Annotated in this window: 22 protein-coding genes; 11 read left to right on the top strand and 11 right to left on the bottom strand. The window is 70.9% G+C overall.

Annotation, left to right across the window (positions count from 1 at the left end):
* Positions 1 to 124: 124 nt before the first annotated feature.
* The 5 genes from ACFY5B_RS16805 to uvrC form a co-directional block, all read right to left on the bottom strand.
* On the bottom strand, positions 125 to 3079 hold the full coding sequence (locus tag ACFY5B_RS16805; RefSeq protein WP_389969604.1) for a M14 family zinc carboxypeptidase: 2955 nt from the start codon (positions 3077 to 3079) through the stop codon (positions 125 to 127).
* A gap of 151 nt (positions 3080 to 3230) precedes the next feature.
* Positions 3231 to 4220 carry a DNA-binding protein WhiA gene (whiA, locus tag ACFY5B_RS16800; protein WP_389969602.1) on the bottom strand — a complete coding sequence of 330 codons (990 nt, stop codon included), beginning with the start codon at positions 4218 to 4220 and terminating at the stop codon, positions 3231 to 3233.
* Positions 4211 to 5305, bottom strand: coding sequence for a uridine diphosphate-N-acetylglucosamine-binding protein YvcK (gene yvcK, locus ACFY5B_RS16795; RefSeq protein WP_389969600.1), 1095 nt, complete (start codon positions 5303 to 5305; stop codon positions 4211 to 4213). The genes whiA and yvcK overlap by 10 nt, the downstream gene beginning before the upstream one ends.
* A complete protein-coding gene (gene rapZ / locus ACFY5B_RS16790; protein ID WP_389969598.1) occupies positions 5302 to 6261 on the bottom strand; it encodes an RNase adapter RapZ in 960 nt (319 codons plus the stop codon). The genes yvcK and rapZ overlap by 4 nt, the downstream gene beginning before the upstream one ends.
* The gene (gene uvrC, locus ACFY5B_RS16785) at positions 6258 to 8381 is read right to left on the bottom strand and encodes an excinuclease ABC subunit UvrC (protein ID WP_389969596.1); all 2124 of its coding nucleotides are present in this window, start codon (positions 8379 to 8381) and stop codon (positions 6258 to 6260) included. Before uvrC ends, rapZ begins: the two co-directional genes overlap by 4 nt.
* Before the next feature lie 262 nt (positions 8382 to 8643).
* Here uvrC and ACFY5B_RS16780 point away from each other — a divergent pair, with 262 nt between their 5' ends.
* The 4 genes from ACFY5B_RS16780 to ACFY5B_RS16765 all read left to right on the top strand — a co-directional run bounded on the left by ACFY5B_RS16780 (position 8644) and on the right by ACFY5B_RS16765 (position 12086).
* Positions 8644 to 8796 (top strand): hypothetical protein, encoded by a 153-nt coding sequence (locus ACFY5B_RS16780; RefSeq protein WP_389969594.1) that lies wholly within the window; start codon positions 8644 to 8646, stop codon positions 8794 to 8796.
* A 250-nt stretch (positions 8797 to 9046) separates the two neighbouring features.
* Entirely contained in the window at positions 9047 to 9994 is a 948-nt protein-coding gene (locus ACFY5B_RS16775) for a hypothetical protein (RefSeq protein ID WP_389969592.1), read from the top strand.
* A gap of 146 nt (positions 9995 to 10140) precedes the next feature.
* Positions 10141 to 11184, top strand: a complete 1044-nt coding sequence (locus tag ACFY5B_RS16770; RefSeq protein WP_389969590.1) for a LacI family DNA-binding transcriptional regulator — start codon at positions 10141 to 10143, stop codon at positions 11182 to 11184.
* Positions 11181 to 12086 carry a carbohydrate kinase gene (locus ACFY5B_RS16765; RefSeq protein ID WP_389969588.1) on the top strand — a complete coding sequence of 302 codons (906 nt, stop codon included), beginning with the start codon at positions 11181 to 11183 and terminating at the stop codon, positions 12084 to 12086. The genes ACFY5B_RS16770 and ACFY5B_RS16765 overlap by 4 nt, the downstream gene beginning before the upstream one ends.
* A gap of 36 nt (positions 12087 to 12122) precedes the next feature.
* Here ACFY5B_RS16765 and ACFY5B_RS16760 read toward each other — a convergent pair whose 3' ends face one another.
* Positions 12123 to 12992, bottom strand: coding sequence for a helix-turn-helix domain-containing protein (locus ACFY5B_RS16760; protein ID WP_389969587.1), 870 nt, complete (start codon positions 12990 to 12992; stop codon positions 12123 to 12125).
* A 101-nt stretch (positions 12993 to 13093) separates the two neighbouring features.
* Here ACFY5B_RS16760 and ACFY5B_RS16755 point away from each other — a divergent pair, with 101 nt between their 5' ends.
* Positions 13094 to 13648, top strand: coding sequence for a YceI family protein (locus ACFY5B_RS16755; RefSeq protein WP_389969585.1), 555 nt, complete (start codon positions 13094 to 13096; stop codon positions 13646 to 13648).
* A 94-nt stretch (positions 13649 to 13742) separates the two neighbouring features.
* Here ACFY5B_RS16755 and uvrA read toward each other — a convergent pair whose 3' ends face one another.
* Entirely contained in the window at positions 13743 to 16772 is a 3030-nt protein-coding gene (gene uvrA, locus ACFY5B_RS16750) for an excinuclease ABC subunit UvrA (protein ID WP_389969583.1), read from the bottom strand.
* Positions 16773 to 16994: 222 nt separating this feature from the next.
* On the opposite strand from uvrA, the gene ACFY5B_RS16745 reads away from it, so the two are divergent.
* The 5 genes from ACFY5B_RS16745 to ACFY5B_RS16725 all read left to right on the top strand — a co-directional run bounded on the left by ACFY5B_RS16745 (position 16995) and on the right by ACFY5B_RS16725 (position 21285).
* Positions 16995 to 17687, top strand: a complete 693-nt coding sequence (locus ACFY5B_RS16745; RefSeq protein WP_389969581.1) for a maleylpyruvate isomerase family mycothiol-dependent enzyme — start codon at positions 16995 to 16997, stop codon at positions 17685 to 17687.
* Positions 17688 to 17697: 10 nt separating this feature from the next.
* Positions 17698 to 18354 carry an MBL fold metallo-hydrolase gene (locus tag ACFY5B_RS16740; RefSeq protein ID WP_389969579.1) on the top strand — a complete coding sequence of 219 codons (657 nt, stop codon included), beginning with the start codon at positions 17698 to 17700 and terminating at the stop codon, positions 18352 to 18354.
* Positions 18355 to 18767: 413 nt separating this feature from the next.
* Positions 18768 to 19643, top strand: coding sequence for an ABC transporter substrate-binding protein (locus ACFY5B_RS16735; RefSeq protein ID WP_389969577.1), 876 nt, complete (start codon positions 18768 to 18770; stop codon positions 19641 to 19643).
* A complete protein-coding gene (locus ACFY5B_RS16730) occupies positions 19640 to 20536 on the top strand; it encodes an amino acid ABC transporter permease (protein ID WP_389969575.1) in 897 nt (298 codons plus the stop codon). Before ACFY5B_RS16735 ends, ACFY5B_RS16730 begins: the two co-directional genes overlap by 4 nt.
* Entirely contained in the window at positions 20533 to 21285 is a 753-nt protein-coding gene (locus tag ACFY5B_RS16725) for an amino acid ABC transporter ATP-binding protein (RefSeq protein WP_389969573.1), read from the top strand. The genes ACFY5B_RS16730 and ACFY5B_RS16725 overlap by 4 nt, the downstream gene beginning before the upstream one ends.
* Before the next feature lie 181 nt (positions 21286 to 21466).
* Here the strand turns inward: ACFY5B_RS16725 and aroQ are convergent, their stop codons facing one another.
* Positions 21467 to 21940 carry a type II 3-dehydroquinate dehydratase gene (gene aroQ / locus ACFY5B_RS16720; RefSeq protein ID WP_142164611.1) on the bottom strand — a complete coding sequence of 158 codons (474 nt, stop codon included), beginning with the start codon at positions 21938 to 21940 and terminating at the stop codon, positions 21467 to 21469.
* Between the two features lie 359 nt (positions 21941 to 22299).
* On the opposite strand from aroQ, the gene ACFY5B_RS16715 reads away from it, so the two are divergent.
* Positions 22300 to 23577, top strand: coding sequence for an MFS transporter (locus tag ACFY5B_RS16715; RefSeq protein ID WP_389969571.1), 1278 nt, complete (start codon positions 22300 to 22302; stop codon positions 23575 to 23577).
* A 106-nt stretch (positions 23578 to 23683) separates the two neighbouring features.
* On the opposite strand, the gene ACFY5B_RS16710 is transcribed toward ACFY5B_RS16715, so the two are convergent.
* The 3 genes from ACFY5B_RS16710 to ACFY5B_RS16700 all read right to left on the bottom strand — a co-directional run bounded on the left by ACFY5B_RS16710 (position 23684) and on the right by ACFY5B_RS16700 (position 26290).
* Entirely contained in the window at positions 23684 to 24784 is a 1101-nt protein-coding gene (locus ACFY5B_RS16710) for a calcium:proton antiporter (protein ID WP_389969569.1), read from the bottom strand.
* A gap of 72 nt (positions 24785 to 24856) precedes the next feature.
* Positions 24857 to 25159 (bottom strand): hypothetical protein, encoded by a 303-nt coding sequence (locus ACFY5B_RS16705; RefSeq protein WP_389969567.1) that lies wholly within the window; start codon positions 25157 to 25159, stop codon positions 24857 to 24859.
* A 129-nt stretch (positions 25160 to 25288) separates the two neighbouring features.
* Positions 25289 to 26290, bottom strand: coding sequence for a TerC family protein (locus tag ACFY5B_RS16700; RefSeq protein WP_389969565.1), 1002 nt, complete (start codon positions 26288 to 26290; stop codon positions 25289 to 25291).
* Between the last annotated feature and the right edge of the window lie 119 nt (positions 26291 to 26409).

Raw genomic sequence — 26409 nt, 5'->3', positions numbered from 1 at the left:
GACATCCAGATGCCTCATACACAGCAGGGCGGTCCGTACCCGCCAGTAGGGGTACGGACCGCCCACGCCGCGAGCAAGATCACTCGATTTCGCTACCTCACGGGTTCCCTGTTGACCAGGGAACTCACCCGTCGAGAGAAGCGAGTGCCTTCCTCATCAGCGCCGCCCGGTCGGCCGCGGCGGTGACGTGCTCCAGACCGAAGCCCAGCAGCACGGTGTCGTCCGTGGTGACCGCGCCGTACGTCTGGAACAGGGCGCCGGTGCGGGCCCAGTCCTTGAGGACGGCCGGGCTGCCCGCGGGCGGTCCGGTCACCTTCCAGGGGCCGAGCGAGGTCTCGAAGCCCTCGGTCTCCTTCGCCGTGCCGCCGACGACGAGCGAGGCGTCGTCGGCGAGGACGCCGTGCCCGCCGCTGCCCGGGTCGGTGACGTAGCTGATGGAGAGCTCGACCGTCTTGCCGGCGTAGGCGCTCAGGTCGAAGTTCACCTGCTGCCAGCCGTTGGAGGCGCCGGTGAGGCTGTTCCACGTGCCGGTGGTGCCGGTCGCGGTGCAGCCGTCGGCCGCCACGGTCAGGTAGTGCTTCAGCTGGGGGTGCTCGCCCACGTAGAAGCCGCCCTGGCACTCCGTCGGCACGGCGGTCCTGGTGGCGCCGCCCGCCTCGGGAAGGGTCGTCCAGTCGTCGCCGCCCGTGGTGCGGGCCTCGATGATGGCGTGGTCGTAGCCGGGCTCGGTGTCCCAGAGGAGCTGGGTGCGCAGGGTCGGCTGCTGGGCCGCGGTGGTACCGGTGAGGTCCACGGTGCGGGTGAGCCGCTTGTAGGCGTCGTCGGTGTGGACGGCGGCGGCCATCGAGGTGCCCGCGTACGGGCCGTACGGGCTGGCCGTGCCGGCGAACTGCCCGGCGCCCTTGCTCGCGAACTGCGGGAAGGTGTCGATGCGCAGTTCGTCGGAGGTGACACCGTAGGTGCCCGCCTTGTCCAGCGGGTTGCCCGGGGCGGCGCCCAGCGTGCTGGTGACGCCGCTCAGGTCGCCGGAGCCGGTGAAGCCGGTGGCCCCGGGGGTGGCGGTGCGGGTGTACGCGCCCAGGTAGTACTGGCTGAAGTCGTTCGACAGCACGCCGCCGCCGAGGTCGACGTTGCCGCCTGCCTGCTCACCGGCCTCGACCAGCCGGCCGCCCTCGTTGAGGTAGGCCCGCAGCTGGAGCTGGGTGGCGTTACCGGGGACGCTCGCCCCCGTGTAGTGGACGACGGTGTCGAAGTGGCCCAGCACGCCCAGCGCGTCCGGTGCCCCCTGCTTGGCCACGTCCCAGACGACCGCCTTGCGGCCGCTCGCCTTGAGCGCGTCCACGTACGTCTGCGCCTGCGTGGCGGCGACACCCTCCTCGGCGACCACGAGGGTGTTCGCCCGGGGCCGCTCGGCGACGGTGTAGGTGAAGCGCTCACTGGAGAGCTTCTTGCCGTTCTTCGCCTCGCCGGTGAACCACACTTCGACCTTGTCGCCCGGCTCGCCGTCCTTGACCTTCGCCCGGTACTCGTCGAAGTAGAGGTTGTCCTCACCGCCGTAGGTCTCGCCGCCCTTCCAGGGCCTGAGCGACATGTCCCAGGTGCGGCCGCCGTTGACGCGGTACTTGAGCTCCTTGTCGCGCACCGACTTCCGGACGACGACGGAGACCTCCTGGTCGGCGCCGCGGGAGTACGACGTGGTGAACGCGGCCGGGGTGAAGTCGGCGGCGCTCAGGCCGACCGCCGATGACGGCCGGTCGGGGTGGCCGGCGGACTCGGCGACGGAGAGCGCGAACGGGACGTTCTTGGCGAACTCCTGCTGGATCAGCTTCTCGTCGTCCGGGAAGGTGAAGACCGACTGGCAGTCGGAGGCCTTCCACTCGTCGTTCGGGTCCAGGTCCGAGACCGTCTGGCAGGTCGACATCTCGGGGGTGAACATCGCCAGGCCGTTGACGTTGGCCGCGTGGCCGTCCGCTTCACCGTTGGTGGTGTACAGCTCGGAGGAGAGCTGCGGGTGGTAGCCGGGGATCGCGGAGTTGTCAGGGGTGCCGGCGAGCGCCTCGTACAGGACGTCGTCCGGGGTGTGCGTGGCCACCTGCCAGCCGACTCCGTAGAGGATGAGTTCGGCGGCGGAGTGGTAGTTGATGCCGTACGTGAAGCCGATCCGCTTCTGGAAGGCGTCCAGGGCCTGGGTCTCCGGCTCGGAGTTCGGGCCCGCGCCGCGGTAGGTCTGGCCGGTGGGGTTCGGGGACGAGCCCTCGTCGTCGTAGCCCCATTTGTAGGCGAAGTTGCGGTTGAGGTCGACGCCGTCGCCGGTGGTGATGGCACCGTCGCCGTTGACGTCCCGCAGGTTCTTGCGCCACTGGCGGTTGGCGGGGTCCGCGAAGGTGTAGTCGTAGCCGTCGGGGTTGGCCGACAGCAGGAACCACAGCTCGGTGGAGTCGACGATCTTCTTGACGCGCCGGTCCTTCTTGTAATTGTCCAGGTAGTGGTGCATCAGACGCCGGGTCATCTCCGGCGTGATCCACTCGCGCGCGTGCTGGTTGGACATGTAGAGGACCGAGGGCTTGGAGCCGTCCTTCGTCTTCTTCGCGCCCTTGGTGAGCTTCAGCGCGAGGATGTCCTGGCCCTTGATCGTCTTGCCGATGGAGACGACCTTGGTGAGGTCCGGGTTCTCCTGGGCGGTGCGCAGGAGTTCCTCCCGCAGGCCGCCCTTGCCGCTGTACGGGCGGAACACGCCCTCGGCGGCGCTCTCCACGCGGGCCGCGGCCCGCGTGGAGAGCTGGTGCTCGGTGAGGTCGACGCCCTGTTTCTCCAGCTTCTTCGCCTGCTGGTCCGTCAGGTAGACCTCGACGGTCGCGGTGCCCTTCTCGGGCACCCGCTCACTCAGTTCGTGACCGTCCTGGCCGGCCGCCAGCAGCAGGGGTACCTGCTTCTGGGTGACGTCGGCGCGGAAGACCTTGACTTCCTCCGGGTCGGACGGGGTCGAGCTCTCCGGTTGTGCCTGGGCGATGGGTGCGAAGCTCGCTCCACCGATCAGGAGCGCGCCGACAGCGAGGATCGATCTCGCTCTTCGTCTCATGAACCCCCCTAGCGTGGGTCCGCCACAGCAGCGAACAGATGCCAGGCTCATGACAGAGCATGATCGAGTCAAGGGTGCCTCAGCGACACGCGAAAGCCGGTGCCGGTCACCCAAATGGGCGCCGGAACCGGCTTTTTGACGTGACGTGGGGTCAGCCGACCAGGTTGTCGGCCAGCTCCTCGCCGAGGTTGGCCTCCGTGCCCGGGATGCCGAGGTCGGAGGCACGCTTGTCGGCCATGGCCAGCAGGCGGCGGATCCGGCCGGCGACGGCGTCCTTGGTCAGCGGCGGGTCGGCGAGCGCGCCCAGTTCCTCCAGTGAGGCCTGCTTGTGCTCCATGCGCAGCCGGCCGGCGGCGGCGAGGTGCTCGGGTACGTCGTCGGCGAGGATCTCCAAGGCGCGCTGCACCCGTGCCCCGGCGGCGACGGCCGCGCGGGCCGAGCGGCGCAGGTTGGCGTCGTCGAAGTTGGCGAGCCGGTTCGCCGTGGCGCGCACCTCGCGGCGCATCCGGCGCTCCTCCCAGGCCAGCACCGACTCGTGTGCGCCCAGGCGTGTCAGCAGCGCGCCGATCGCGTCACCGTCGCGGACGACGACCCGGTCCACGCCGCGCACTTCGCGGGCCTTGGCGGCGATCGACAGCCGGCGAGCGGCGCCGACCAGGGCGAGCGCGGCCTCGGGGCCCGGGCAGGTCACCTCCAGGGAGGACGAGCGGCCCGGCTCGGTGAGCGAGCCGTGCGCCAGGAACGCGCCACGCCAGGCGGCCTCGGCATCGCAGGTGGCCCCCGAGACCACCTGCGGGGGCAGGCCGCGGATCGGGCGGCCCCGCCCGTCGACCAGGCCGGTCTGGCGGGCCAGCTGGTCGCCGCCCGCCACCACTCGCACCACGTAGCGCGAGCCGCGGCGCAGCCCGCCCGGAGCCATCACGATCAGCTCGGAGCCGTGGCCGAAGATCTCCAGGATGTCCCGCTTGAGCCGGCGGGCCGCCATGGCCGTGTCCAGCTCCGCCTCGATCACGATCCGACCGCTCACCAGGTGGAGGCCGCCGGCGAACCGCAGAATGGCGGAGACCTCCGCCTTTCTGCAGCAGGTCCGGGTGACGGGGAGCCGGGAGATCTCATCCTTCACCGCTGCCGTCATCGCCATGGGCCGATCCTTCCATGCATCCGAAAAATACGGTCGTACGCGGCGGCCAACAGCTCCGGGTCGTGCCTCGGGGTCCCGTCGGGTCTGGCCACCGGCGCCAGCTCGACCGCGGCTCCGAACCGCTTGGCGGCATCGGTCAGGGAGTCACGGTCGGGCACGGCGGCCTCGTCGGCCAGCACCACGTCCAGGGCGAGTTTAGGGGCGTGTCGTCCCAAAACCTCCAAATGACGCTGCGGGGAGAAGCCCTCGGTTTCTCCGGGTTGCGGCGCGAGGTTCAGGGAGAGTACCCGGCGGGCCTTCGTCTGCGTGAGCGCGTCCAGCAGCTCGGGCACGAGCAGGTGCGGGATGACCGAGGAGAACCAGGAGCCGGGGCCGAGCACCACCCAGTCAGCGTCCAGGACGGCCTCGACGGCCTCGGGCACGGCCGGCGGATCGTTCGGCACGAGGTGCACGGACTGCACCTCGCCCGGGGTGAGGGCGACGGTCGCCTGGCCGCGGACCGTGTCGACCTCGTCGGGGCGCTCCGGGTCATGGCCCTTGACCAGGGCCTGGAGCTCCAGCGGCACGGCGGACATCGGCAGCACCCGGCCCTGGGCACCCAGCAGCCGTCCGACCAGGTCGAGGGCCTGGACATGGTCGCCGAGCTGTTCCCACAGGGCGACGATCAGCAGGTTTCCGACCGCGTGTTCGTGCAGGTCGCCCTGGGACTGGAAGCGGTGCTGGATGACCCGGGCCCAGGTCTGGCCCCAGTCGTCGTCACCGCACAGCGCGGCCAGAGCTTTGCGCAGGTCGCCGGGCGGCAGCACGCCCAGCTCGTCGCGCAGCCGCCCGCTGGAGCCGCCGTCGTCGGCCACGGTGACGACGGCGGTGAGGTCGCCGGTGATCCGGCGCAGCGCGGCGAGCGAGGCGGACAGGCCCATACCGCCGCCGAGGGCGACGACCTTGGGCTGGGTGCCCCGGCGGCGCGGCCTGCCGCCCCGGGCCTCGGCGGGCCGGCTGCTCTTTTGGCCGGTGGTGCCCTTGTCGCCGTTGCCTTCGGGCACCACCCGGCGCAGCCGGCTCAGCCGGGGTGTACGTCGTGTCATTCGCGTCCCATGTCCCGGTGTACGACCACCGTCTCCACGCCCTCGGCGGCGAGCCGGGCGGCGAGCTTCTCCGACATGGCGACCGAGCGGTGCTTGCCGCCCGTGCAGCCCACGGCGATGGTCACGTAGCGCTTGCCCTCACGGCGGTAGCCGGTGGCGACGAGCTGGAGGAGCTCGGTGTAGCGGTCGAGGAACTCCTTGGCGCCGGGCTGGTTGAAGACGTAGCCGGAGACCTCCTCGTTGAGGCCCGTGAAGGGGCGCAGCTCCGGGACCCAGTGCGGGTTCGGCAGGAAGCGGCAGTCGACGACGAGGTCGGCGTCGACCGGCAGGCCGTACTTGTAGCCGAACGACATGACCGTCGCCCGCAGCTCCGGCTCCTCCTCGCCGGCGAACTGGGCGTCCATCTTGGCGCGCAGCTCGTGGACGTTCAGGCTGGAGGTGTCGATCACCAGGTCGGCGTCGCCGCGCAGCTCGCGCAGCAGCTCGCGTTCGGCGGCGATGCCGTCCACGATGCGGCCGTCGCCCTGCAGGGGGTGCGGGCGGCGCACCGACTCGAAGCGGCGGACCAGGGCCTCGTCGGAGGACTCCAGGAAGACGATCCGCCGTGTGACGTTCTTCGCCTCCAGGTCGGCGAGGGACTCGCGGAGGTTGTCGAAGAAGCGGCGGCCGCGGACGTCGACGACGACGGCGATCCTCGCCACGTTGCCCTGGGAGCGGGCGCCGAGCTCCACCATGGTGGGGATCAGCGCGGGCGGCAGGTTGTCGACGACGAACCAGCCGAGGTCCTCCAGGCACTTCGCGGCCGTGGAGCGCCCGGCTCCGGACATGCCGGAGATGATCACCAGCTCGGGGATGGCCGCGTCCGGGACCTGGGTCTTGTCGTTGGGCGTGCCCGTACTCACCTGTGCTCCGTCTCCGGCGTGCTCTGTGCGGCTGTCGTGCTCGTTCACATTCATGTCTCCTGCCCCCGTCGTTCGTCCGGGGCTCCCGTCGTCACGGGTTCCCCACTGGAACCCATGGTGCCCGGTTCCTCTTCCATGATCTCTCCGGTCGCCGTGTTGACGGCGGGTGCGGCCGGGGCCGAGCGGGCGAGGGCCACGGCGATCGTCTCGGCCGTCTTGCGGCCTATGCCGGGGACCTCGCAGATCTGGTCGATCGTGGCGGATCGCAGTTTCTTCAACGATCCGAAGTGCTTCAGAAGTGCCTGCTTGCGCGTGTCCCCGAGGCCGGGGACGTCGTCCAGGGGGCTGGAGCGGAAGCGCTTGGACCGCTTGGTGCGCTGATAGCTGATCGCGAACCTGTGCGCCTCGTCACGAACGCGCTGGAGCAGGTACAGGCCTTCGCTGGTGCGAGGCAGGACGACCGGGTCGTCGTCGCCGGGCAGCCAGACCTCCTCCAGGCGCTTGGCGAGGCCGCACACGGCGATGTCGTCGATGCCGAGCTCGTCCATGGCGCGCCGGGCGGCCGCGACCTGTGGGGCGCCGCCGTCGACGACCACGAGCTGGGGCGGGTAGGCGAACTTCTTGGGGCGGCCGTCGTCCTCGGTGAGGCCGGTCCCGACGATCTCGCCGTTGCCATCGGTCTCGGGGGTCTCGAGCGTCCCGGACTCAGGGGTCTCGAGCGTCCCGGACTCGGGGGTCCCGGCGTTCTCGCCGTCCGCCCACTCCCCCGTCTTCTCCTTCTCGGCGAGGTAGCGCCGGAAGCGGCGGGTGATGACCTCGTGCATGGAACGGACGTCGTCCTGCCCGGCGAAGCCCTTGATCTGGAAGCGGCGGTACTCGCTCTTGCGGGCCAGCCCGTCCTCGAAGACGACCATGGAGGCCACGACGTCGTCACCCTGGAGGTGGGAGATGTCGTAGCACTCGATCCTGAGCGGGGCGCTGTCCAGGTCGAGGGCGTCGGCGATCTCCTCCAGGGCGCGCGAGCGCGTGGTCAGGTCGGAGGCGCGCTTGGTCTTGTGCAGCACGAGCGCCTGCTGGGCGTTGCGCTGCACGGTCTCCATGAGGGCCTTCTTGTCGCCGCGCTGCGGGATGCGCAGGGAGACGCCGGAGCCGCGGCGGCCGGTGAGCCACTCCTGGACCGGCTCGACCGGGTCGGGGAGGGCGGGGACGAGGACCTCCTTGGGGACGGCGTCGCCCGTCTCCTCGCCGTACAGCTGCTGCAGGGCGTGCTCGACCAGGGCGCCGGTGGTGATCTCCTCCACCTTGTCGGTGACCCAGCCGCGCTGGCCGCGCACGCGTCCGCCGCGCACGTGGAAGATCTGGACGGCCGCCTCCAGCTCGTCCTCGGCGACGGCGATCAGGTCGGCGTCGGTCGCGTCGGCGAGCACGACCGCGTTCTTCTCCATGGCCTTCTTCAGGGCCCCGATGTCGTCGCGCAGCCGGGCGGCCCGCTCGTACTCCATCTCGTCGGCCGCTTCCGCCATCTGCTTCTCCAGCCGGCGGATGTACGTGTTCGTACGGCCGGTCATGAAGTCGCAGAACTCGTCGGCGAGTTCGCGGTGCTCCTCGGCGGAGACGCGGTCCACGCAGGGGGCCGAGCACTTGCCGATGTAGCCGAGGAGGCAGGGGCGGCCGGTGCGGGCGGCGTTCTTGAACACGCCCGCGGAGCAGGTGCGCACGGGGAAGACGCGCAGCAGCAGGTCGACGGTGTCGCGGATCGCCCACGCGTGCGCGTAGGGCCCGAAGTAGCGGACACCCTTCTTCTTGTGACCGCGCATCACCTGCACGCGCGGGTACTCCTCGTTCATCGTCACCGCGAGGTAGGGGTAGCTCTTGTCGTCGCGGTACTTGACGTTGAACCGGGGGTCGTACTCCTTGATCCACGAGTACTCCAGCTGGAGCGCCTCGACCTCCGTGGACACCACCGTCCACTCCACGGACGCGGCCGTGGTGACCATGGAGCGGGTGCGCGGGTGCAGGCCCGCCAGGTCCTGGAAGTAGTTCGCCAGGCGCTGGCGCAGGCTTTTCGCCTTTCCGACGTAGATCACCCGGCGGTGCTCGTCACGGAACCGGTAGACCCCCGGCGAGTCGGGGATCTCACCCGGTTTGGGGCGGTAGCTGGAGGGGTCGGCCATGTCTCACACCCTACTGGCGAGCACCGACAGTCAGGCGCGGCGGAGGGGCACGATCAGCGGCCCTGCGGGAGGCAGTTTCCAACGGCATGGGCCGCACGGGGGTTACGGCCCACCGGGAGCGGGAATGTGGCTCACCCACGGCACACGGCGACGCCCGGGGGGCGGAGTCCGTGCCGGTGCAGGCACAGGTTGTCGGTGCGGACCGGCCGTTTCCGGTGGGAGCGGGCGGGCCACGGGTCGGAGGGCTGCGCAGATGAAGCGGATGCGGATCGAGAAAACCCGGCGGACGGTCCGTGCCCGCCGGTACGCGGACGAGCCGTTCGCGCTGCCCGACACCCTGGACCCGCGCGATCCCGACATCGTGCGGGCCAAGCGCCTGGCTCTCAGGAAGCAGGGCGAAGGCGACCACGCCTAGCAGCACACGTCCACCGCGAACGCCCGGGGCGCACGCCCCGGGCGTTCGCGTGTCCGGACCGAGCCGGCCGGCGGACGTGGGTCACTGTCCGGCATCAGGTGTTGTCGGGACAGGGTCAACACGCTTCAATGCGGGGGAACTCGGGCCCTGAACGACGGCGTACGGATGTGAAGACCTGCCCCGCGCCGGTGGGAGGGCCCCGCGCGAGCGGTCTGACCAGCCGTTGCCGACTCAGAGAAGAGGCCCCTGCATGCCGCACGCCCCACAGCACGCGGACGTCGCCACCGCGGAACTGGACTCGGCCCTGCGGGGCGGCCCCTTCCACGTCGCCCTGCGGGCCGCGATCGCCGCACGCGGCCTGCCCCTGCAGCGGGTGCAGCACCATCTGTCACGACACGGTGTGAAGGTCGGCGTCACGAGCCTGAGTTACTGGCAGCAGGGGGCCCGGCGTCCGCAGCGACCCGAGTCGCTGCGGGCCGTGCGCGCGCTGGAGGAGATCCTGGAGCTTCCCGAGGAGTCGCTGATCCGGCTGCTCGCCGGATCCGGGGAGAACCCGTCGGGGTCGCGGTCCGTCGCCCGCTCCTACCGCTCCCTGGTCGAGGCGTCCGGCGTCCTGGACCAGTTGCTGGCGGAGCTGGACTGCCCACCGGACGGGGGCCTGCACTCCCTCGGCCACCACGAGCGGCTCCGGATCGGGGCGCGGGGCGAGCTGGCCGAGCGCGAGGCGCACCACATCGTGCGCGCCCACCGGGACGGCATCGACCGTTTCGTGGCCGTCCACCACGGCGACCGGGGGGCCGCACCGGAGCGCATGCGGGTGCACGCCCTGGAGAACTGCCGTACCGGTCGGGTCCGTTGGCACCGTGACACCGGAGTTCTCGCGGCCGAGCTGCTCTTCGACACCCGGCTGCGGGCCGGCGACACCTTCCTGTTCCGCTACGGCGTCGAGGACGGCACGGCGGGTCTGTCACGCGAGTACGTGCGCGGCTTCGACTGCCCCGGCGGCCAGTACGCCCTCCAGGTGCGCTTCGACGCGGCGGCCGTGCCCGTGCGGTGCCACCGCTTCGCCCAGCACTCGGCGGCGGCGCCGCGCAGCGGATGCCAGGACCTGACGCTGAGCGGCCGGCACCGGTCGGTGCACCTGGTCGAGCCTCGGGTGCGGGCGGGATTCCTGGGGATCGGCTGGGACTGGGACTAGCAGCGCCGGCCGCGGGATCTGCCGCGGCGGCCGGGGTCGGCGGCTGCCGGGCAGCCGGGGTCAGGCTGACGTAAGCGATTGCGCAAACGTTTACGTCCGCTGCCGAATGCGATACGTTCCCGCCGGAGGCGGAGGAGGGAACGTTCATGGCGACCATGGCCGACGTCGCGCGGAGTGCCGGTGTCTCCGTGGCCACGGTCTCGCATGTCCTGAACGGCACCCGGCCCGTGCTGCCGCACACCCGCCAGGCGGTGCTGGACGCCGTGGAGGAGCTCGGCTACACCACCAACACGCTGGCCCGTTCTCTGGTGACGGCCCGCACCCGATCCATCGGGCTGGCGGTGTCGGCGATCAGCAACCCGTACTTCACGGAGATCCTCCAAGGCGTCGAGGCCGCAGCGCTGGAGGCCGGGTACAGCCTGCTGATCGCCGATCCGCACGACGACCCGGAGCACGAGCGCAAGGTCGTCCGGCTGCTGCACGAGCGCCGGGTCGACGGCATGATCGTCGCGCCCTCCGCCGATCCGCGCGGGCTGCTCGACTACCTCGGGCGGCACGACGTACCGGCGGTGTTCCTGGACCGGCTGGTGGACGCGCCCGGCGAGGACGGCGGTCCGCTCTTCGACCAGGTGTGCGCCGACAACGCGGAACCGACGTCCCGGCTGGTCACCCATCTGGCCGAGCTCGGCCACCGGCGGATCGGGCTGGTGGCGGGGCGGCCGGGGCTCAGCACCACGAGCGAGCGGATCACCGGTTACCGCAGCGGCCTGGCGTTCGCGGGGCTGGCGTACGACGAGCGGCTCCTGGTGCACGGCGACTCGGAGTCCGCGGGCGCCGAACAGGCGACCGCGGCCCTGCTGTCGCTGGGTGTGCCGCCCACCGCGCTGGTCACCGGCAACAACGCCATGACCATCGGGGTGCTGCGTGCCCTGAGCGCGCACGGCCTGTCCGTCCCGGACGACATCGCCCTGTGCTGCTTCGACGACTTCGCCTGGGCGGATCTGTTCTCGCCCCGGCTCACCGCGATCGCCCAGCCCGGCATGGACATCGGCGCCCGGGCCGTCCGCGTGCTCCTGGAGCGTCTCGCCGAGCCGGACCGGCCCGTCCGGACGGTGCGTCTGCCCTGCGCCTTCGTCCACCGCACATCGTGCGGCTGCCCCAGCCCGTCCGAGGAAGGAACCCCTTCGTGATCGTCGTCGCCGGTGAAGCACTGATCGACCTGGTACCGCAGGGCACGGGTGCCCTGGCGGCGCTGCGGCCCGCACTCGGCGGCGGCCCGTACAACACGGCTGTGGCGCTGGGCCGCCTCGGCTCCCCCGCCGCCTTCTGCTCCCGGGTGTCGTCCGACGCCTTCGGACAGGCGCTGCTGGACCGGCTGAGCGCGACCGGAGTCGACGTGTCCTCGGTGCAGCGGGGCACCGAGCCGACGACCCTCGCCGTCGCCACGGTCGGCGCGGACGGCTCGGCGGCGTACTCCTTCTACGTCGACGGGACGGCGGACCGGCTCTTCGAGGCGCCGTCCACGCTGCCGCCAGGCACCCGGGCGGTGTCCTTCGGCACCTGCTCGCTGGTTCTGGAGCCGGGCGCGAGCGCGTACGAGGAGATGATGCGCCGGGCGGCGGCGCAGGGCGTGTTCACCGCGCTGGACCCCAACATCAGGGCCGGGCTGATCCCGGACGCGGACGCCTACCGGGCGCGGTTCAAGAGCTGGCTGCCTTCGGTGTCGCTGCTCAAGCTGTCCGTGGAGGACGCGGAGTGGCTCGGGGGTACGCCCCACGAATGGCTGGCGTCCGGCCCGGCAGCGGTCGTGATCACCCGGGGCGGCGACGGGCTGACCGCCTTCACCGCCGACGGGGAGCACTCGGTGCCGGGCGAACGCATCGAGGTCGTGGACACGATCGGCGCGGGCGACACGGTCAACGCGGCCCTGCTGCACGGGCTCTCGGTGCGCGACGCCCTCAGTGCCCGGGGCCTGGCCGAACTGGGCCCCGAAGGCTGGACGGAACTGCTGGGCTTCGCGGCCCGCGCGGCGGCGATCACCTGCTCACGGGCCGGGGCGGAACCGCCGTACGCGCACGAGCTGGAGGGCTGACACCGGCGGGACGCCCCGGGTGTCCCGCCGGGCGCTTCAGCCGGTCTCCCCCACCGCCACCGCTCGCAGAGCTCCGGGACGGCGGCCGTTGAGGCGGTCCAGGGCGGTGGCCGTGGCGTCGTCCGCGGGCAGGTGGATGACGAGGTGCTGCCCCTCGTCGGGAAGCGCGAGCGTCTCGTTCAGCAGCCGCAGGGAACCGGCCTCAGGGTGCTCGATGTGCTGGGATCCCGTCCGCCGCGGTGTCGCGGCCAGGTCGGCGAACCGGTCGGTGAAGTCCGCACCGGCCGTCACCGCCAGCTCGTCGGCCAGCTCGGTGAGGTAGGGGTCCCGCAGGGGGACGCCGTGCCGGAGCCGGGCGACGAGGTCGTCGGCCACGCGATCCCAGTCGCGGTAGGCGCTGCGTGCCCGCCCGTCGGTGAACAGATACCGCAGGAGGTTGGGCCGCTCGTCGTCGAGCAGGCCGAGGGGGCCGGCCAGGCGCTCGTACCCGGTCGTGTGGGCGAGGACGTCGCCGATCCAGTTGACCACCAGCGCCGGAGTCGGCTCCAGGCGGTCCAGCACGGCCCGTACGGTGGGGCGCGCCGCGCGGCTGAGCGGCGGGGCCGCCGCACAGACCAGCGGGTCACCGCCGTCCGCCTCCTTGGTCAGGCGGCGCAGCAGCATCCGGTCGGTCAGGGAGAGGTTCAGCGCGTCGGCCAGGGCGCCCAGCACCTGGGCCGACGGGTTGCGGTCGCGGCCCTGTTCCAGCCGGGTGAGGTACTCGACGCTGACGCCCGCGAGCGTGGCCAGCTCGGCACGCCGCAGGCCCGGGGTGCGACGTCGGGGGCCTGCGGGCAGGCCCGCCTCGGCCGGGGTGACGGCTTCGCGCCAGGTGCGCAGGAACGTGCCCAACTCGTTGTCGCTCACCCGCCGAACGTACAGGTCGCGCGGGCGCGGAGGGTGGCCCCGTCACTACCAGGCTCCGGCCGGTCTCCCTCGCGGCCGACTCGGCCCGCAAGGTGGAGGGCATGACGAATGACACCGCTCTCACCGCCCTGCCGCTGGCCGCCGGCCAGTGGGCCCTCGATCCGTTCCACTCCTCCGTGAACTTCACGATCCGGCACCTGGGCATCGCCAAGGTGCGGGGCCGCTTCGAGCGGCTGGAGGCCGAACTGTTCGTCGGGGAGCGGGTCGAGGACGTGCGGATCTCCGCGACCGTCGACCTGGCCTCGATCGATACCGGCAACGCCGACCGGGACGCGCACGTCCGCGCCTCCGACCTGCTGGACGTGGCGAAGCGCCCGACGATGACGTACCGCTCGACGCGGGTCTCGGGCGAGGGTGAGGACTGGACCATGGAGGGTGAGCTGACGATCGGTGACGTGACCCGTCCGGTGACGCTGGCCGTGGAGTTCGGCGGGCTGGTCGAGGTGCCCATGGACGGCAGCCGGCACGCCGGGTTCGAGGCGACGGGCGAGATCCGGCGCGGGGACTTCGGGCTGGACTTCGCCCCCGGCCTGCTCGGCGACGTGGTCAAGATCCAGCTCGACATGCAGTTCGTGGAGCCGAAGGAGAACGCCTGACCGCACAGCGAACGCGCCGGGCCCCACAGGACGTTGCCTGTGGGGCCCGGCGCGTTCCGGGGGTTCGGCGGCTTCGGCGGGTTCGGCGAAGACCTCAGTCCTTGCTGGACCGGGTGGTCTTCTTCGCGGCCGCCTTGGTGGTCTTGGCCGCCGTCTTCTTGGCGGCGGCCGTGCCGGTGACCGTCTTGGTTGCGGTCTTGCGTGCCGAAGCGGTCTTGGCCGCGACCGTCTTGCGGGCCGTCGTCTTGCGCGGCGCCTTCACCGAGGACGCGTCGCTGACGCGGTCGGCGCCGAGGACCTCCCGCAGGAACTTGCCGGTGTGGCTGGCCGGGACCCCGGCCACCTGCTCGGGCGTGCCCTCGGCGACCACCAGACCGCCACCGGCGCCGCCCTCGGGGCCCATGTCGACGATCCAGTCGGCGGTCTTGATCACGTCGAGGTTGTGCTCGATGACGATGACCGTGTTGCCCTTGTCGACCAGTCCGGACAGGACCGTCAGCAGCTTGCTGATGTCCTCGAAGTGCAGACCGGTGGTCGGCTCGTCGAGGACGTAGACCGTGCGGCCGGTGGAGCGCTTCTGCAGCTCGCTGGCGAGCTTGACGCGCTGCGCCTCACCGCCGGACAGGGTGGTCGCGGCCTGGCCGAGGCGGACGTAGCCGAGGCCGACGTCCTTCAGCGTGTTGAGGTGCCGGGCGATCGCCGGGACCGCCTCGAAGAAGGAGGTGGCCTCCTCGATCGGCATGTTCAGCACCTCGGCGATGGACTTGCCCTTGTAGTGGACCTCCAGGGTCTCCCGGTTGTACCGGGCGCCGTGGCAGACCTCGCACGGGACGTAGACGTCCGGCAGGAAGTTCATCTCGATCTTGATGGTGCCGTCGCCCGCGCAGTTCTCGCAGCGGCCGCCCTTGACGTTGAAGGAGAAGCGGCCGGGCAGGTAGCCGCGGACCTTCGCCTCGGTGGTCTCGGCGAACAGCTTGCGGATGTGGTCGAAGACGCCGGTGTACGTGGCCGGGTTGGAGCGGGGGGTGCGGCCGATGGGCGACTGGTCCACGTGCACGACCTTGTCGACGAGGTCGTCGCCGTCCACGCGCGTGTGCCGCCCGGGTACGCTCCGCGCGCCGTTCAGCTCGCGGGCCAGGTGCGTGTAGAGGATGTCGTTGACCAGCGTCGACTTGCCGGAGCCGGAGACGCCGGTGACGGCCGTGAACACGCCCAGGGGGAACGAGACGTCGATGTCCTGGAGGTTGTTCTCCCGGGCGCCGTGCACCGTGAGCTGCCGGGACGGGTCCAGGGGGCGGCGGATGTCGGGCAGCGGGATGGCCTTCTTGCCCGACAGGTACTGACCGGTCTGCGACTCGCTGTTGGTGAGCAGCTCCTTCAGGGAGCCGCTGTGCACGACCTTGCCGCCGTGCTCACCGGCGCCGGGGCCGATGTCGACGATCCAGTCGGCGGTTTTGATGGTGTCCTCGTCGTGCTCGACGACGATGAGGGTGTTGCCCATGTCGCGCAGCCGGACCAGGGTCTCGATCAGCCGGTGGTTGTCGCGCTGGTGCAGGCCGATGGACGGCTCGTCGAGGACGTACAGGACGCCGACGAGGCCGGAGCCGATCTGGGTGGCCAGGCGGATGCGCTGGGCCTCGCCGCCGGAGAGGGTGCCGGCCGCGCGATTCAGCGAGAGGTAGTCCAGGCCGACGTCGACCAGGAACCGCAGCCGCTCGTTGACCTCCTTCAGCACGCGCTCGGCGATCTTCTTGTCACGGGCGGTGAGCTTCAGCTCGCCCAGGAAGTCCGCGCAGTCGCTGATCGACATCGCGGAGACCTCGGCGATGGACTTGTCCATGATCGTGACCGCGAGGACGATCGGCTTCAGGCGCGTGCCCTCACACGTCGGGCAGGGCACCTCGCGCATGTAGCCCTCGAAGCGCTCGCGGCTGGAGTCGCTCTCGGCCTCGCTGTGCCGGCGCTTGACGAAGGGGACGGCGCCCTCGAAGGCCGTGGTGTAGCGGCGCTCGCGGCCGTAGCGGTTGCGGTAGCGGACCTCGACCTGGGTCTTGTGGCCGTGGAGGAGGGCCTTCTTGGCGCGCTGCGGCAGGCCCGCGAAGGGGATGTCCGTGCGGAAGCCCAGCGCGTCGGCGAGGGCGCCGATCAGGCGGCCGAAGTAGTCCTTGGTGTGGCCGTGCGACCAGGGGTGGATGGCACCCTCGTCGAGGCTCTTGTCCGGGTCGGGGACGATCAGCTCCGGGTCGACCTCCATGCGCGTGCCGATGCCGGTGCAGTCGGGGCAGGCGCCGAAGGGCGAGTTGAAGGAGAAGGAGCGAGGCTCCAGCTCCTCGAAGGACAGGTCGTCGTACGGGCAGTACAGATGCTCCGAGAACATGCGCTCGCGCTCGGGGTCGTCCTCGGGGAGGTCGACGAAGTCCAGCACGACCATGCCGCCGGACAGGCCGAGGGCGGTCTCCACGGAGTCGGTGAGGCGGCGCTTGGCGCCGTCCTTGACCGTCAGGCGGTCGACGACCACCTCGATGGTGTGCTTCTCCTGCTTCTTGAGCGTGGGCGGGTTCGACAGCTGGATCGTCTCGCCGTCCACCCGCGCGCGGGAGTAGCCCTTGGTCTGGAGGTCGGCGAAGAGGTCGACGAACTCGCCCTTGCGCTCACGCACCAACGGCGAGAGCACCTGGAAGCGGCTGCCCTCCGGGAGCTCCAGGACCCGGTCGACGATGGCCTGGGGCGACTGGCGCGAGATCGGCCGGGAGCACTCGGGGCAGTGCGGCTTGCCGATGCGCGCGAAGAGCAGGCGCAGGTAGTCGTAGACCTCGGTGATGGTGCCGACCGTTGAGCGCGGGTTGCGCGAGGTCGACTTCTGGTCGATGGAGACCGCCGGGGACAGACCCTCGATGAAGTCGACGTCCGGCTTGTCCATCTGGCCGAGGAACTGCCGGGCGTACGAGGAGAGGGACTCCACGTAGCGCCGCTGCCCCTCCGCGAAGATGGTGTCGAAGGCCAGCGAGGACTTGCCCGACCCCGACAGGCCCGTGAAGACGATGAGCGAGTCGCGCGGGAGGTCGAGCGAGACGTTCTTGAGGTTGTGCTCGCGCGCTCCACGAACGATGAGACGGTCGGCCACGCCGGTCCGCACCTTTCTTGAGAGAAGTGACAGGGGCGGGGCCCCCGTCTTTCTCAGACTAGGGGGAGCCACTGACAACGCCGGTCGGATTCACGGGTTGCCAACAAACCCCGGCTCTCCAGCATGCCCGACGCCACGTCCGACCATATAGCACGTGCTTTCGATTTACGGCACTGCTTCACCACCTTCACCCGAAGGAGTGGCGCAGCTAGGGTCAGCACCATGATTGATCACGCTCATGACCTGGCGTCTGTACGTGACGCGACGGAGCGGCTGCTGACCGCAGTCGGCAAACTGGACAACGCCTCTGTGACGGAGCCGTCACGGCTGCCCGGCTGGAGCCGCGGCCATGTCCTGGCCCACCTCGCCCGGAACGCGGACGCCCTTGTGAACGTGCTCGAAGGGCGTCCCATGTACGTGTCCGGCGAGGCCCGGGACGCCGACATCGAGCGGGACGCGCCGCGCGCCCTCGACGTCCAGCTCGCCGACCTGCGCGAGAGCGCCGCCCGCTTCCAGGAGGCGGGGGACGCTCCGGCGGACTGGTCGCGCACGGTGGAGCTGCGCAACGGAGTCACGGACTCCGCGTCCCGGGTGCCGTTCCGGCGGTGGGTGGAGGTGGAGCTGCACCACGTGGACCTGGGCATCGGATACGAGCTGGAGGATCTTCCGGCGGACTTCACCGAGCGGGAGATCGACTTCCTGGCCGACCGGTTCGCCGGGCATCCCGAGGTACCGGCCACCCGCGTCACGGACGGCACACGCGCGTGGAGCACCGGACGGGAGCCGGGCGGGCAGGGGCCCGAGGTGACCGTCACGGGTCCCCCGGCCGACCTGCTGGGCTGGCTAGCGGGCCGCCGCGACGGATCCGCGCTGGCCTCGGCCGGCGGCCCGCTTCCGGCGCTGCCGCCGCTATAGGCTGGCGGACATGACGTACAGCGGAGAGGTGACGGTCGGCGGACCGGCCGATGTGCACGAGCTCAAGGACCTGATGATCACCAAGATCGCGGTGGGTCCGATGAACAACAACGCCTATCTGCTGCGCTGCCGGGCAACCGACGAGCAGTTGCTGATCGACGCCGCCGACGAGGCGGACACGCTGCTCGGCATGATCGGTGGCGACGGCATCGCGTCCGTCGTGACCACCCACCGGCACGGTGACCACTGGCAGGCGCTCGCCGAGGTCGTTGCGGCCACCGGCGCCCGCACCTACGCGGGCCGGGAGGACGCCGAGGGCATCCCCGTGCGGACCGACGTGCCCGTCGACGACGGCGACACCATCCGGGTGGGGCGCGTGGAACTGACCGCGCGCCACCTGGTCGGGCACACGCCCGGCTCGATCGCCCTCGTCTACGACGATCCGCACGGGCATCCGCATGTGTTCACCGGGGACTGCCTGTTCCCCGGCGGTGTGGGCAACACCCACAAGGATCCCAAGGCGTTCGCCACCCTCATCCACGACGTCGAGACCAAGATCTTCGACGCCCTCCCGGACGAGACGTGGGTCTACCCGGGACACGGCAACGACACGTCCTTGGGCGCGGAGCGCCCGCACCTGCCGGAGTGGCACGCGCGCGGGTGGTGAGTGGCCGCGCGGGGCGCCTTGGCGGTGAGTGGGGCGCCCTCGGCATTCCGAGTCGGCGTTCGCAGTGAGTTGGGCGTCTAGGCGTACCGAGCCGGACTCAGTCGGACGCCTTCGCGTTGCGTGGTGCGCCGCGCACGCGCCCCGTGTGAATCGTTCGCACGCGCCGGTGTCGTACGTGCGCTCCCCTCGTACGTAGTTGCGCAGTCAACTGGTCTCAGCCCCGCGCAGGATGACGGCTCCTGGGCGGATGGGCCGCCGGCCTGTCGATCCCCGCCCTCGGCCGGCGGCCCCGGCGCATGCCTACGCGACAGCGATGGCGGCCCGTTCACACCACCGCAACACCCGTTCCCACTATCCGGACAGGTGTTGGTGTGACCTCGACAAACAAGACCCCCGGCTGCCAATCTCCCGCCATGCAACCCGTCCCGCGTGCCCTGCGCCGCGCAGCCGTCGCCGTCGTCCTCCTCACCGCCGCCGCCGTGGGCTGCGCTCCGCAGCCGGAGGAAGCGGGCAAGCCGTCGTCGCCGGCCAAGAGCGCGTGCGAGAAGGGCGAGTTGGCCACCCGGACCTCGGGCAAGCTGACGATCGCCACCGACGAGCCCGCCTATGAGCCCTGGTTCAAGGACGACAAGCCGGCCAACGGCAAGGGCTACGAGTCGGCGGTCGCCTACGCCGTCGCCGAACGGCTCGGGTACGGCAAGGACAAGGTCGCCTGGCAGACCGTCCCCTTCAACAAGGCCTTCGCGCCCGGCGAGAAGACCTTCGACTTCGACATCAACCAGGTGTCCATCAGCCAGGAGCGCAAGAAGGCCGTGGACTTCTCCTCCGGCTACTACGACGTACGCCAGGCCGTCGTCGCACTGAAGGGCTCCAAGGCCGCGAAGGCGAAGAGCATCGCGGACCTGCGGGGTGTGAAGCTGGGCGCGCAGGTCGGCACCACCAGCCTCGACTACATCGACGACGTGGTGGAGCCCGAGCAGGCCGCCGCCGTCTACGCCAAGAACGACCAGGCCAAATCCGCCCTGAGGAACGGCCAGGTCGACGCCATCGTCGTCGACCTACCGACCGCCTTCTACATCACCGGCGCCGAGATCACCGACGCGACGATCGTCGGCCAGTTCGAGAACCAGGGCGGCACCCCGGAGCAGTTCGGTCTCGTGCTCGACAAGGGCAGCGCGCTCACCTCCTGCGTCTCCCGGGCCGTGGACGGCCTGCGCGAGGACGGCACGCTCGCGAAGATCGAGCAGCAGTGGCTGTCGGACGCCGTCGACGCGCCGGTGCTCAAGTGACGGTGCACAAGGAGGAGCCGGCCTCCGACGAGCACGATGCGGCGGACGGCTACGTCCCCTCACAGCGGCGCCTGGACCGGGAGCGCCACAAGCGCGCTCGCGCCCGGCGCGCGACGGCGATCGGCGCGCTGTCGACCCTCGTCACCGCGGTCCTCCTCTACCTGATCGTCGTGGGCGCACCGGGCTGGCCGCGCACCAAGGAGACCTTCTTCGACCCCGGGTACGCGCGCGAGGCGTTCCCGAAGGTCCTCGAAGGGCTGTGGCTGAACGTCCGGCTGCTGCTGATCTGCGGGGTCGCGGTGCTCGTCCTCGGCATGCTGATCGCCGTGGCCCGCACGCTGCGCGGGCCGGTGTTCTTCCCGCTGCGCTTCCTGGCCGCCGCGTACACGGACTTCTTCCGGGGGCTGCCGCTCATCATCAACCTGATGATCGTGGTCCTCGGCGTCCCCGCGCTGCGGCTCCAGGGAGTGACCGTCGATCCGGTGCTGCTCGGCGGCACCGCGCTCACCCTGACGTACTCGGCGTACGTCGCCGAGGTGTTCCGCGCCGGCATCGAGTCCGTGCACCCCTCGCAGCGCGCCGCGGCCCGCTCGCTGGGGCTGAGCAACCGCCAGGCACTGCGGTACGTGGTACTGCCCCAGGCGGTGCGCCGCCAGGTGCCGCCGCTGCTGAACGACCTGGTGTCGCTGCAGAAGGACACCGGGCTCGTCTCGATCGGCGGTGCGGTGGACGCCGTACGGGCCGCCGACATCATCGTGGGCCGCAGCCTCAACTACACGCCGTACATCGTCGCCGGGCTGGTCTTCGTGGCGCTGACCATCCCCATGACCCGCTTCACGGACTGGGTGACGGCCCGGATGGACCGCCGGCAGGCCCAGGGAGGAACCGCATGAGCGAGACGCCCGTGCTGCGCATGGAGTCCGTCCGCAAGACCTTCGGCGGCTCGGTCGTCCTGCGGGACGTCGACCTGGAGGTCGCCCCGCACACGGTCACCGCGCTGATCGGCGCCTCCGGCTCCGGCAAGTCCACGCTGCTGCGGTGCGCGAACCTGCTGGAGGAGATCGACGACGGGGCGATATGGCTCGACGACGAGGAGATCACCGACCCACGCGCCGACCAGGACGCCGTGCGCCGCCGGATCGGCGTGGTCTTCCAGGCGTACAACCTGTTCCCGCACATGACGGTCCTGGACAACATCACGCTCGCCCCGCGCCGCGTGCACGGTGTGCCCCGGGCCGAGGCCGAGGCACGCGCGCGTGAGCTGCTGGAGCGGCTGGGGCTCGGTGGGAAGGCCGGCGCGTACCCGGACCGGCTGAGCGGCGGCCAGCAGCAGCGCGTCGCGATCGTCCGCGCCCTGGCCGTACGTCCTCGCTTGCTGCTGCTCGACGAGATCACCGCCGCCCTCGACCCCGAGCTGGTGGGCGAGGTCCTCACCGTGGTCCGAGGGCTGAAGGAGGAGGGCATGACCATGGTGCTGGCCACGCACGAGATGGGCTTCGCCCGGGAGGTCGCCGACCAGGTGTGCTTCCTGGAGGGCGGCGTGGTGCTGGAGCGCGGCACCCCCGAGCAGGTCTTCGGGGATCCGCGACAGGAGCGCACACGGCGCTTCCTGCGGCGGATCGTGGAGGCCGGGCGACTGTAGGAACCGGGTGGTAAGGGTCGCCCGCCAATGATCGGCGGGTCTTACCGGCTACGGCTCACGCATCCGCCCTGGTCGGCTGCGGCCCACCGGCTACGGCTCACGCATCCGCCCTGGTCGGCTGCGGCCCACCGGCTACGGCTCACGCGTCCGCCCTGGTGGGCGGCGGCTTGCCCGGGACGGCTCACGCGTCCGCCTTGCCCGCCCCGGCCAGCGCCGCGACGCGCTCCACGCCGAACACGTACCCCTGCACGCCGCAGCCCGCGATGACCCCGTCGGCGCGCAGCGAGACGTAGGAGTGGTGCCGGAACGACTCGCGCTGGTGGATGTTGGAGATGTGGACCTCCAGCACCGGCAGGCCGTCGCAGGTGTTGAGGGCGTCCAGGATGGCGACCGAGGTGTGCGAGTAGGCACCCGGGTTGATGACGATCCCGCAGTGGTTCAGCCGCGCCTCGTGAATCCAGTCGACCAGTTCGCCCTCGTGGTTGGACTGGCGGAAGTCGACGGTACCGCCGTGCGCGGCCGCCGCCTTGGCGCACAGGGCCTCGACGTCGGCGAGGGTGTCGGAGCCGTAGATCTCCGGCTGGCGCTGGCCGAGCAGATTCAGATTGGGGCCGTTGAGGATCATGATCGGGGCGTGGGCCAGGGTGCGGGGCACGGTTCCTCCGGTCCGTCGAGGGTCGCGCGGCCCGTGGCGGACCGCTGCTCACAGCCGGTTTATCACGGCGCCCGTACCGGTCTCGCCCCGCTGAGCACGCCGATCGCCTGGCCGACGCGTATGCGGCTCTCCCTCCGCTGAGCACGCCCGATCGCGTCCCATCTCGACGTGGACTTCGGGCACACCGATCTACAACTGGTGATCCCGTACGGCGGCACCGTGCGCGTGGACGGACCCGCCCGGCGCATCACGGTCACGTACTGAGGGCCCCCCGGGCCCTCCACGCGCCCCCGTAACCGGTGGTCACGGTGGGTAGTTGACGCGGCATGCACGACGTACGCACCGTAAGGGCACCCTCCATGCCGCGCCTCGCGGCCGCCTCGCTCGCCGGCACGGCCATCGAGTTCTACGACTTCTTCGTCTACGGCACCGCGGCGGCCCTGATCCTTGGGCCGTTGTTCTTCCCGACCTTCTCTCCGATGGCCGGGACGCTGGCCGCCTTCGCCACCTTCGGTGTCGGCTTCGTCGCCCGGCCGCTCGGATCGATCCTGTTCGGGCACATCGGGGACCGGCGCGGGCGGCGGCCGGTCCTCATCGCCTCCCTGCTGCTGACCGGGGCCTCCACGGTCGCCGTCGGCTGCGTGCCGACGTACGCGTCGATCGGCGTGGCCGCTCCGCTGCTGCTCCTGGCCCTGCGCTTCCTCCAGGGACTGGGCCTCGGCGGGGAGTGGGGCGGAGCGGTGCTGCTGGCCGTGGAGCATGCGCCGGCCCGACGGCGGGTGCTGTGGTCGAGCTTCCCGCAGGTCGGGCCCGCGCTGGGGTTCCTGCTCGCCAACGGTGTGGTCCTGGGGCTGTCCTCGACGCTGACCGAGGCGCAGTTCGCCGCCTGGGGATGGCGGGTGCCGTTCTGGGTCGCGGGGGTGCTGGCCGTCGCGGGGCTGTGGCTGCGGTCGTCTCTCACCGAGAGCCCGAGCTTCCTCGAGATCGACGACCACGCGCGCGTGCCGCTCGCCGAGGTCGTCCGCAACCACTGGCGGCTCCTCCTGCTGACCGGCGGCGGCCTCGCGATCGGCTACGCGATCTTCTACGCCGTGACGACCTGGTCCCTCGCCTACGGCACGGAGCGGCTCGGGGTGAGCCGCAGCGTCATGCTGATCTGCATCATGGGCGCGGTGCTCGTGAAGGGTGCTCTCACGCCGCTGGTGGCGCTGCTCGGTGACCGCTACGGCAGGCGCCCGCTGTGCCTGGCCGGGTGTGCGGCCGCAGCCCTGTGGATGTTCCCGATGGTCGCGCTCCTCGCCACCGGGGCGCCGCTGCCGATGTTCCTCGGCTTCCTCGGGGCGATGCTCGCGTTCATCACGATGTTCGCCGTGATCGCCGCCTATCTGCCGGAGCTGTACGAGCCGCGGGTGCGCTGCACCGGCGCCGCCGTCGGCTACAACCTCGGCGGGGTCCTCGGAGGAGCGCTCACACCGATCGTGGCGACGGCCCTCGCCGAGCAGGGCGGGCGGGTGCCGTGGGGCGTGGCCGCGTATCTGACGGCGATCGCGCTGTTCAGCCTGGGGTGCTTCGCGTTGCTGCCGGAGACGCGCCCGGTGCGGGTGGGCACGACAACCGCGGAGGCCACCGCCGGGTGATTCGGTGGTGCCGTCGCCCGGCACGGCCGCGAGGTCGCCGCCGGGTGACTCGTGGGTGCCGTCGCCGTGCCCGGCAGACGCACTGGCGTGCCTGAGCCGGTACACCTCACGGGTTGATCGCCAGCTCCAGGTAGGCCGCGAACAGCACCAGATGGACTCCGCCCTGGAGCGGCGTGGCCCGGCCCGGCACTACCGTCAGCGAGGCCACCACCACGGTCAGGGCGAGCAGCACCATGTGCGTGGCTCCGAGGCCGAGGACGAGCGGGCCGGAGAGCCACAAGGACGCGAGTGCCACGGCGGGGATGGTCAGGCCGATACTGGCCATGGCCGAGCCGAGGGCGAGGTTCAGGCTGGTCTGCACCCGGTCGCGGCGGGCGGAACGCAGCGCGGCGATGGTCTCCGGGAGCAGCACCAGCAGCGCGATGATCACGCCGACGACGGCATGGTGGAGCCCGGCGGCTGCTACCCCCGACTCGATGGTGGGCGAGACGCCCTTGGCCAGACCGACCACGCCCACCAGGGCCAGGCCGAGCAGGGCCAGGCTGATCCGGGCGGTGAGGGCGGTCGGCGCCTCGGCGTGCTCCTCGGTGGTGATGACCTCGCCGTGCCGGGTGATCGGCAGGAAGTAGTCCCGGTGCCGCACGGTCTGCGTGGTGACGAACAGGCCGTACAGGACGAGTGAGGACAGCGCCGCGAAGGTCAGCTGGACGGTGGAGAACTCCGGTCCCGGCTTGCTCGTGGTGAACGTGGGCAGAACCAGGCTGAGCGTGGCCAGGGTGGCGACGGTGGCCAGTGCGGCGCCGGTGCCCTCCGGGTTGAAGACGGCCGTGCCGTGCCGCAGTGAGGCGACGAGCAGGCACAGGCCGACGATGCCGTTGCAGGTGATCATCACCGCCGCGAAGACCGTGTCCCGCGCCAGGGTCGAGCTCTTGTCCCCGCCGTCGGCCATGAGGGTGACGATGAGGGCGACCTCGATGATCGTGACGGCGACGGCGAGCACGAGGGAGCCGAACGGTTCACCGACCCGGTGAGCCACCACTTCGGCGTGGTGCACAGCGGCCAGGACGGCTCCCGCGAGGACCAGGGTCACCAGGGCGACGACCACGACCGGCAGATTCCGACCCCAGGTCAGGACCAGCAGCACGATCGCCAGCAGGGGCACCAGGGTCGTCCACCGTGCCGCGAACCGCCTGAGCCTAGCGATCATGACGCGATCGTCGCAGACGGGCCGGGGCCCCGCACTCCGGTCGGGCCGGGCCCCCGGGAGGGCCCTGAGGAGCTACTTGAGGTCACGCGCGTCCAGGAGGTCGCAGTTGGTGAACACCCGCTCCCCCGTGCTGAGCGCGTCCAGCCGCTCCGCCATCGCGCTGGTCTCGGGGTCCTCATTGTTGCGCATGGCCTCCTCGTACGATTCGAACTCGATCAGCGCCAGATAGCGGCTGGGCTTCTCCCGGTCCTTCAGCAGCATGCTGTGGGTCGGGCCGTTCGTGCGGTCGGGATTGCGCCGACCCGCTTCCTCGAGCACCTGCAGCATCTCTTCCAGACGCTCGGTCTCGAACTCGATGATCTGCACGAACTTCATGGCACCTCCAGCCGGCCACGGCGTCCCCGGGCCGGGGAACGCGCTCAGGAACAAGCAAGCACCGGGACCGGTGGTCGGCAATTCGCGGAGCACCGGTCCCGATGATGGTTGTTCCTACGCCCGACGCGGTCAGGCGTCGATGCTGTCCTTCGGAGCGCCTCCGCTCCCGCCCTGTGCCGCCTCGGCCGCCGCCTGCTTCTTGGACGCTCGCAGGCTGGTGATCGTGGTGACGATCAGGACGGCGCAGATCACGCCGAGCGAGACCGGAATGCTGATCTCGGGGACATGCACCCCGGACTCGTGCAGGGCGTGCAGCACCAGCTTCACGCCGATGAAGCCCAGGATGATCGACAGGCCGTAGGAGAGGTGGACCAGCTTCTTCAGCAGGCCACCGATGAGGAAGTACAGCTGGCGAAGACCCATCAGGGCGAACGCGTTGGCCGTGAAGACGATGTACGGGTCCTGCGTCAGGCCGAAGATCGCGGGGATGGAGTCGAGGGCGAAGAGCACATCGGTGGTGCCGATGGCCAGCATCACGACCAGCATCGGGGTCATGACCCGCTTGCCGTTCTCCTGGATCCACAGCTTGGTGCCGTGGTAGCGGTCGGCCACGCCGAAGCGGCGCTCGGCGGCCTTGAGCAGCTTGTTCTCCTCCCAGTCCTCGTCCTCCTCGTCGGCACGGGCCTCCTGGATGAGCTTCCAGGCGGTCCAGATGAGGAAGGCACCGAAGATGTAGAAGACCCAGGAGAAGCTGGCGAGGATCGCCGCACCGGCCGCGATGAAGATCGCTCGCAGGACCAGGGCGATGAGAACACCGATCAGCAGCACGCGCTGCTGATACTGCGACGGCACCGCGAACTTCGCCATGATCAGGACGAAGACGAAGAGATTGTCGACGCTGAGCGACTTCTCGGTGATGAATCCGGCGAAGAACTCACCGGCGGGCTGGCCACCCGCGAACAGGAGCAGGCCGAATCCGAAGAGCGCGGCCAGCACGATCCAGACGACCGTCCAGATTCCGGCTTCCTTGATCGACACGTCGTGCGGCTTGCGGCCGATGAAGAAGTCGACCGCGATGAGGGCGGCGAGGCCCACGATCGTCAGGACCCATAGGGTCACGGAAACATCCACTGCGCCTCCGGCAGTCGTAACGGCAAATGTCAGCGTCGTCGCTGCCGGAGGTCTCTTCCACCCGAAGACGGGCCGACGCCCCGGGATCTGGCCTGATCCGTATTGACGGGTACGCCGCA

The sequence above is a fragment of the Streptomyces sp. NPDC013187 genome, assembly GCF_042899705.1.
Lineage (GTDB): Bacteria > Actinomycetota > Actinomycetes > Streptomycetales > Streptomycetaceae > Streptomyces > Streptomyces hawaiiensis_A.
Note: the sequence above shows the minus strand (reverse complement) of the source record. Positions and strands in the feature narration are given on the sequence as shown.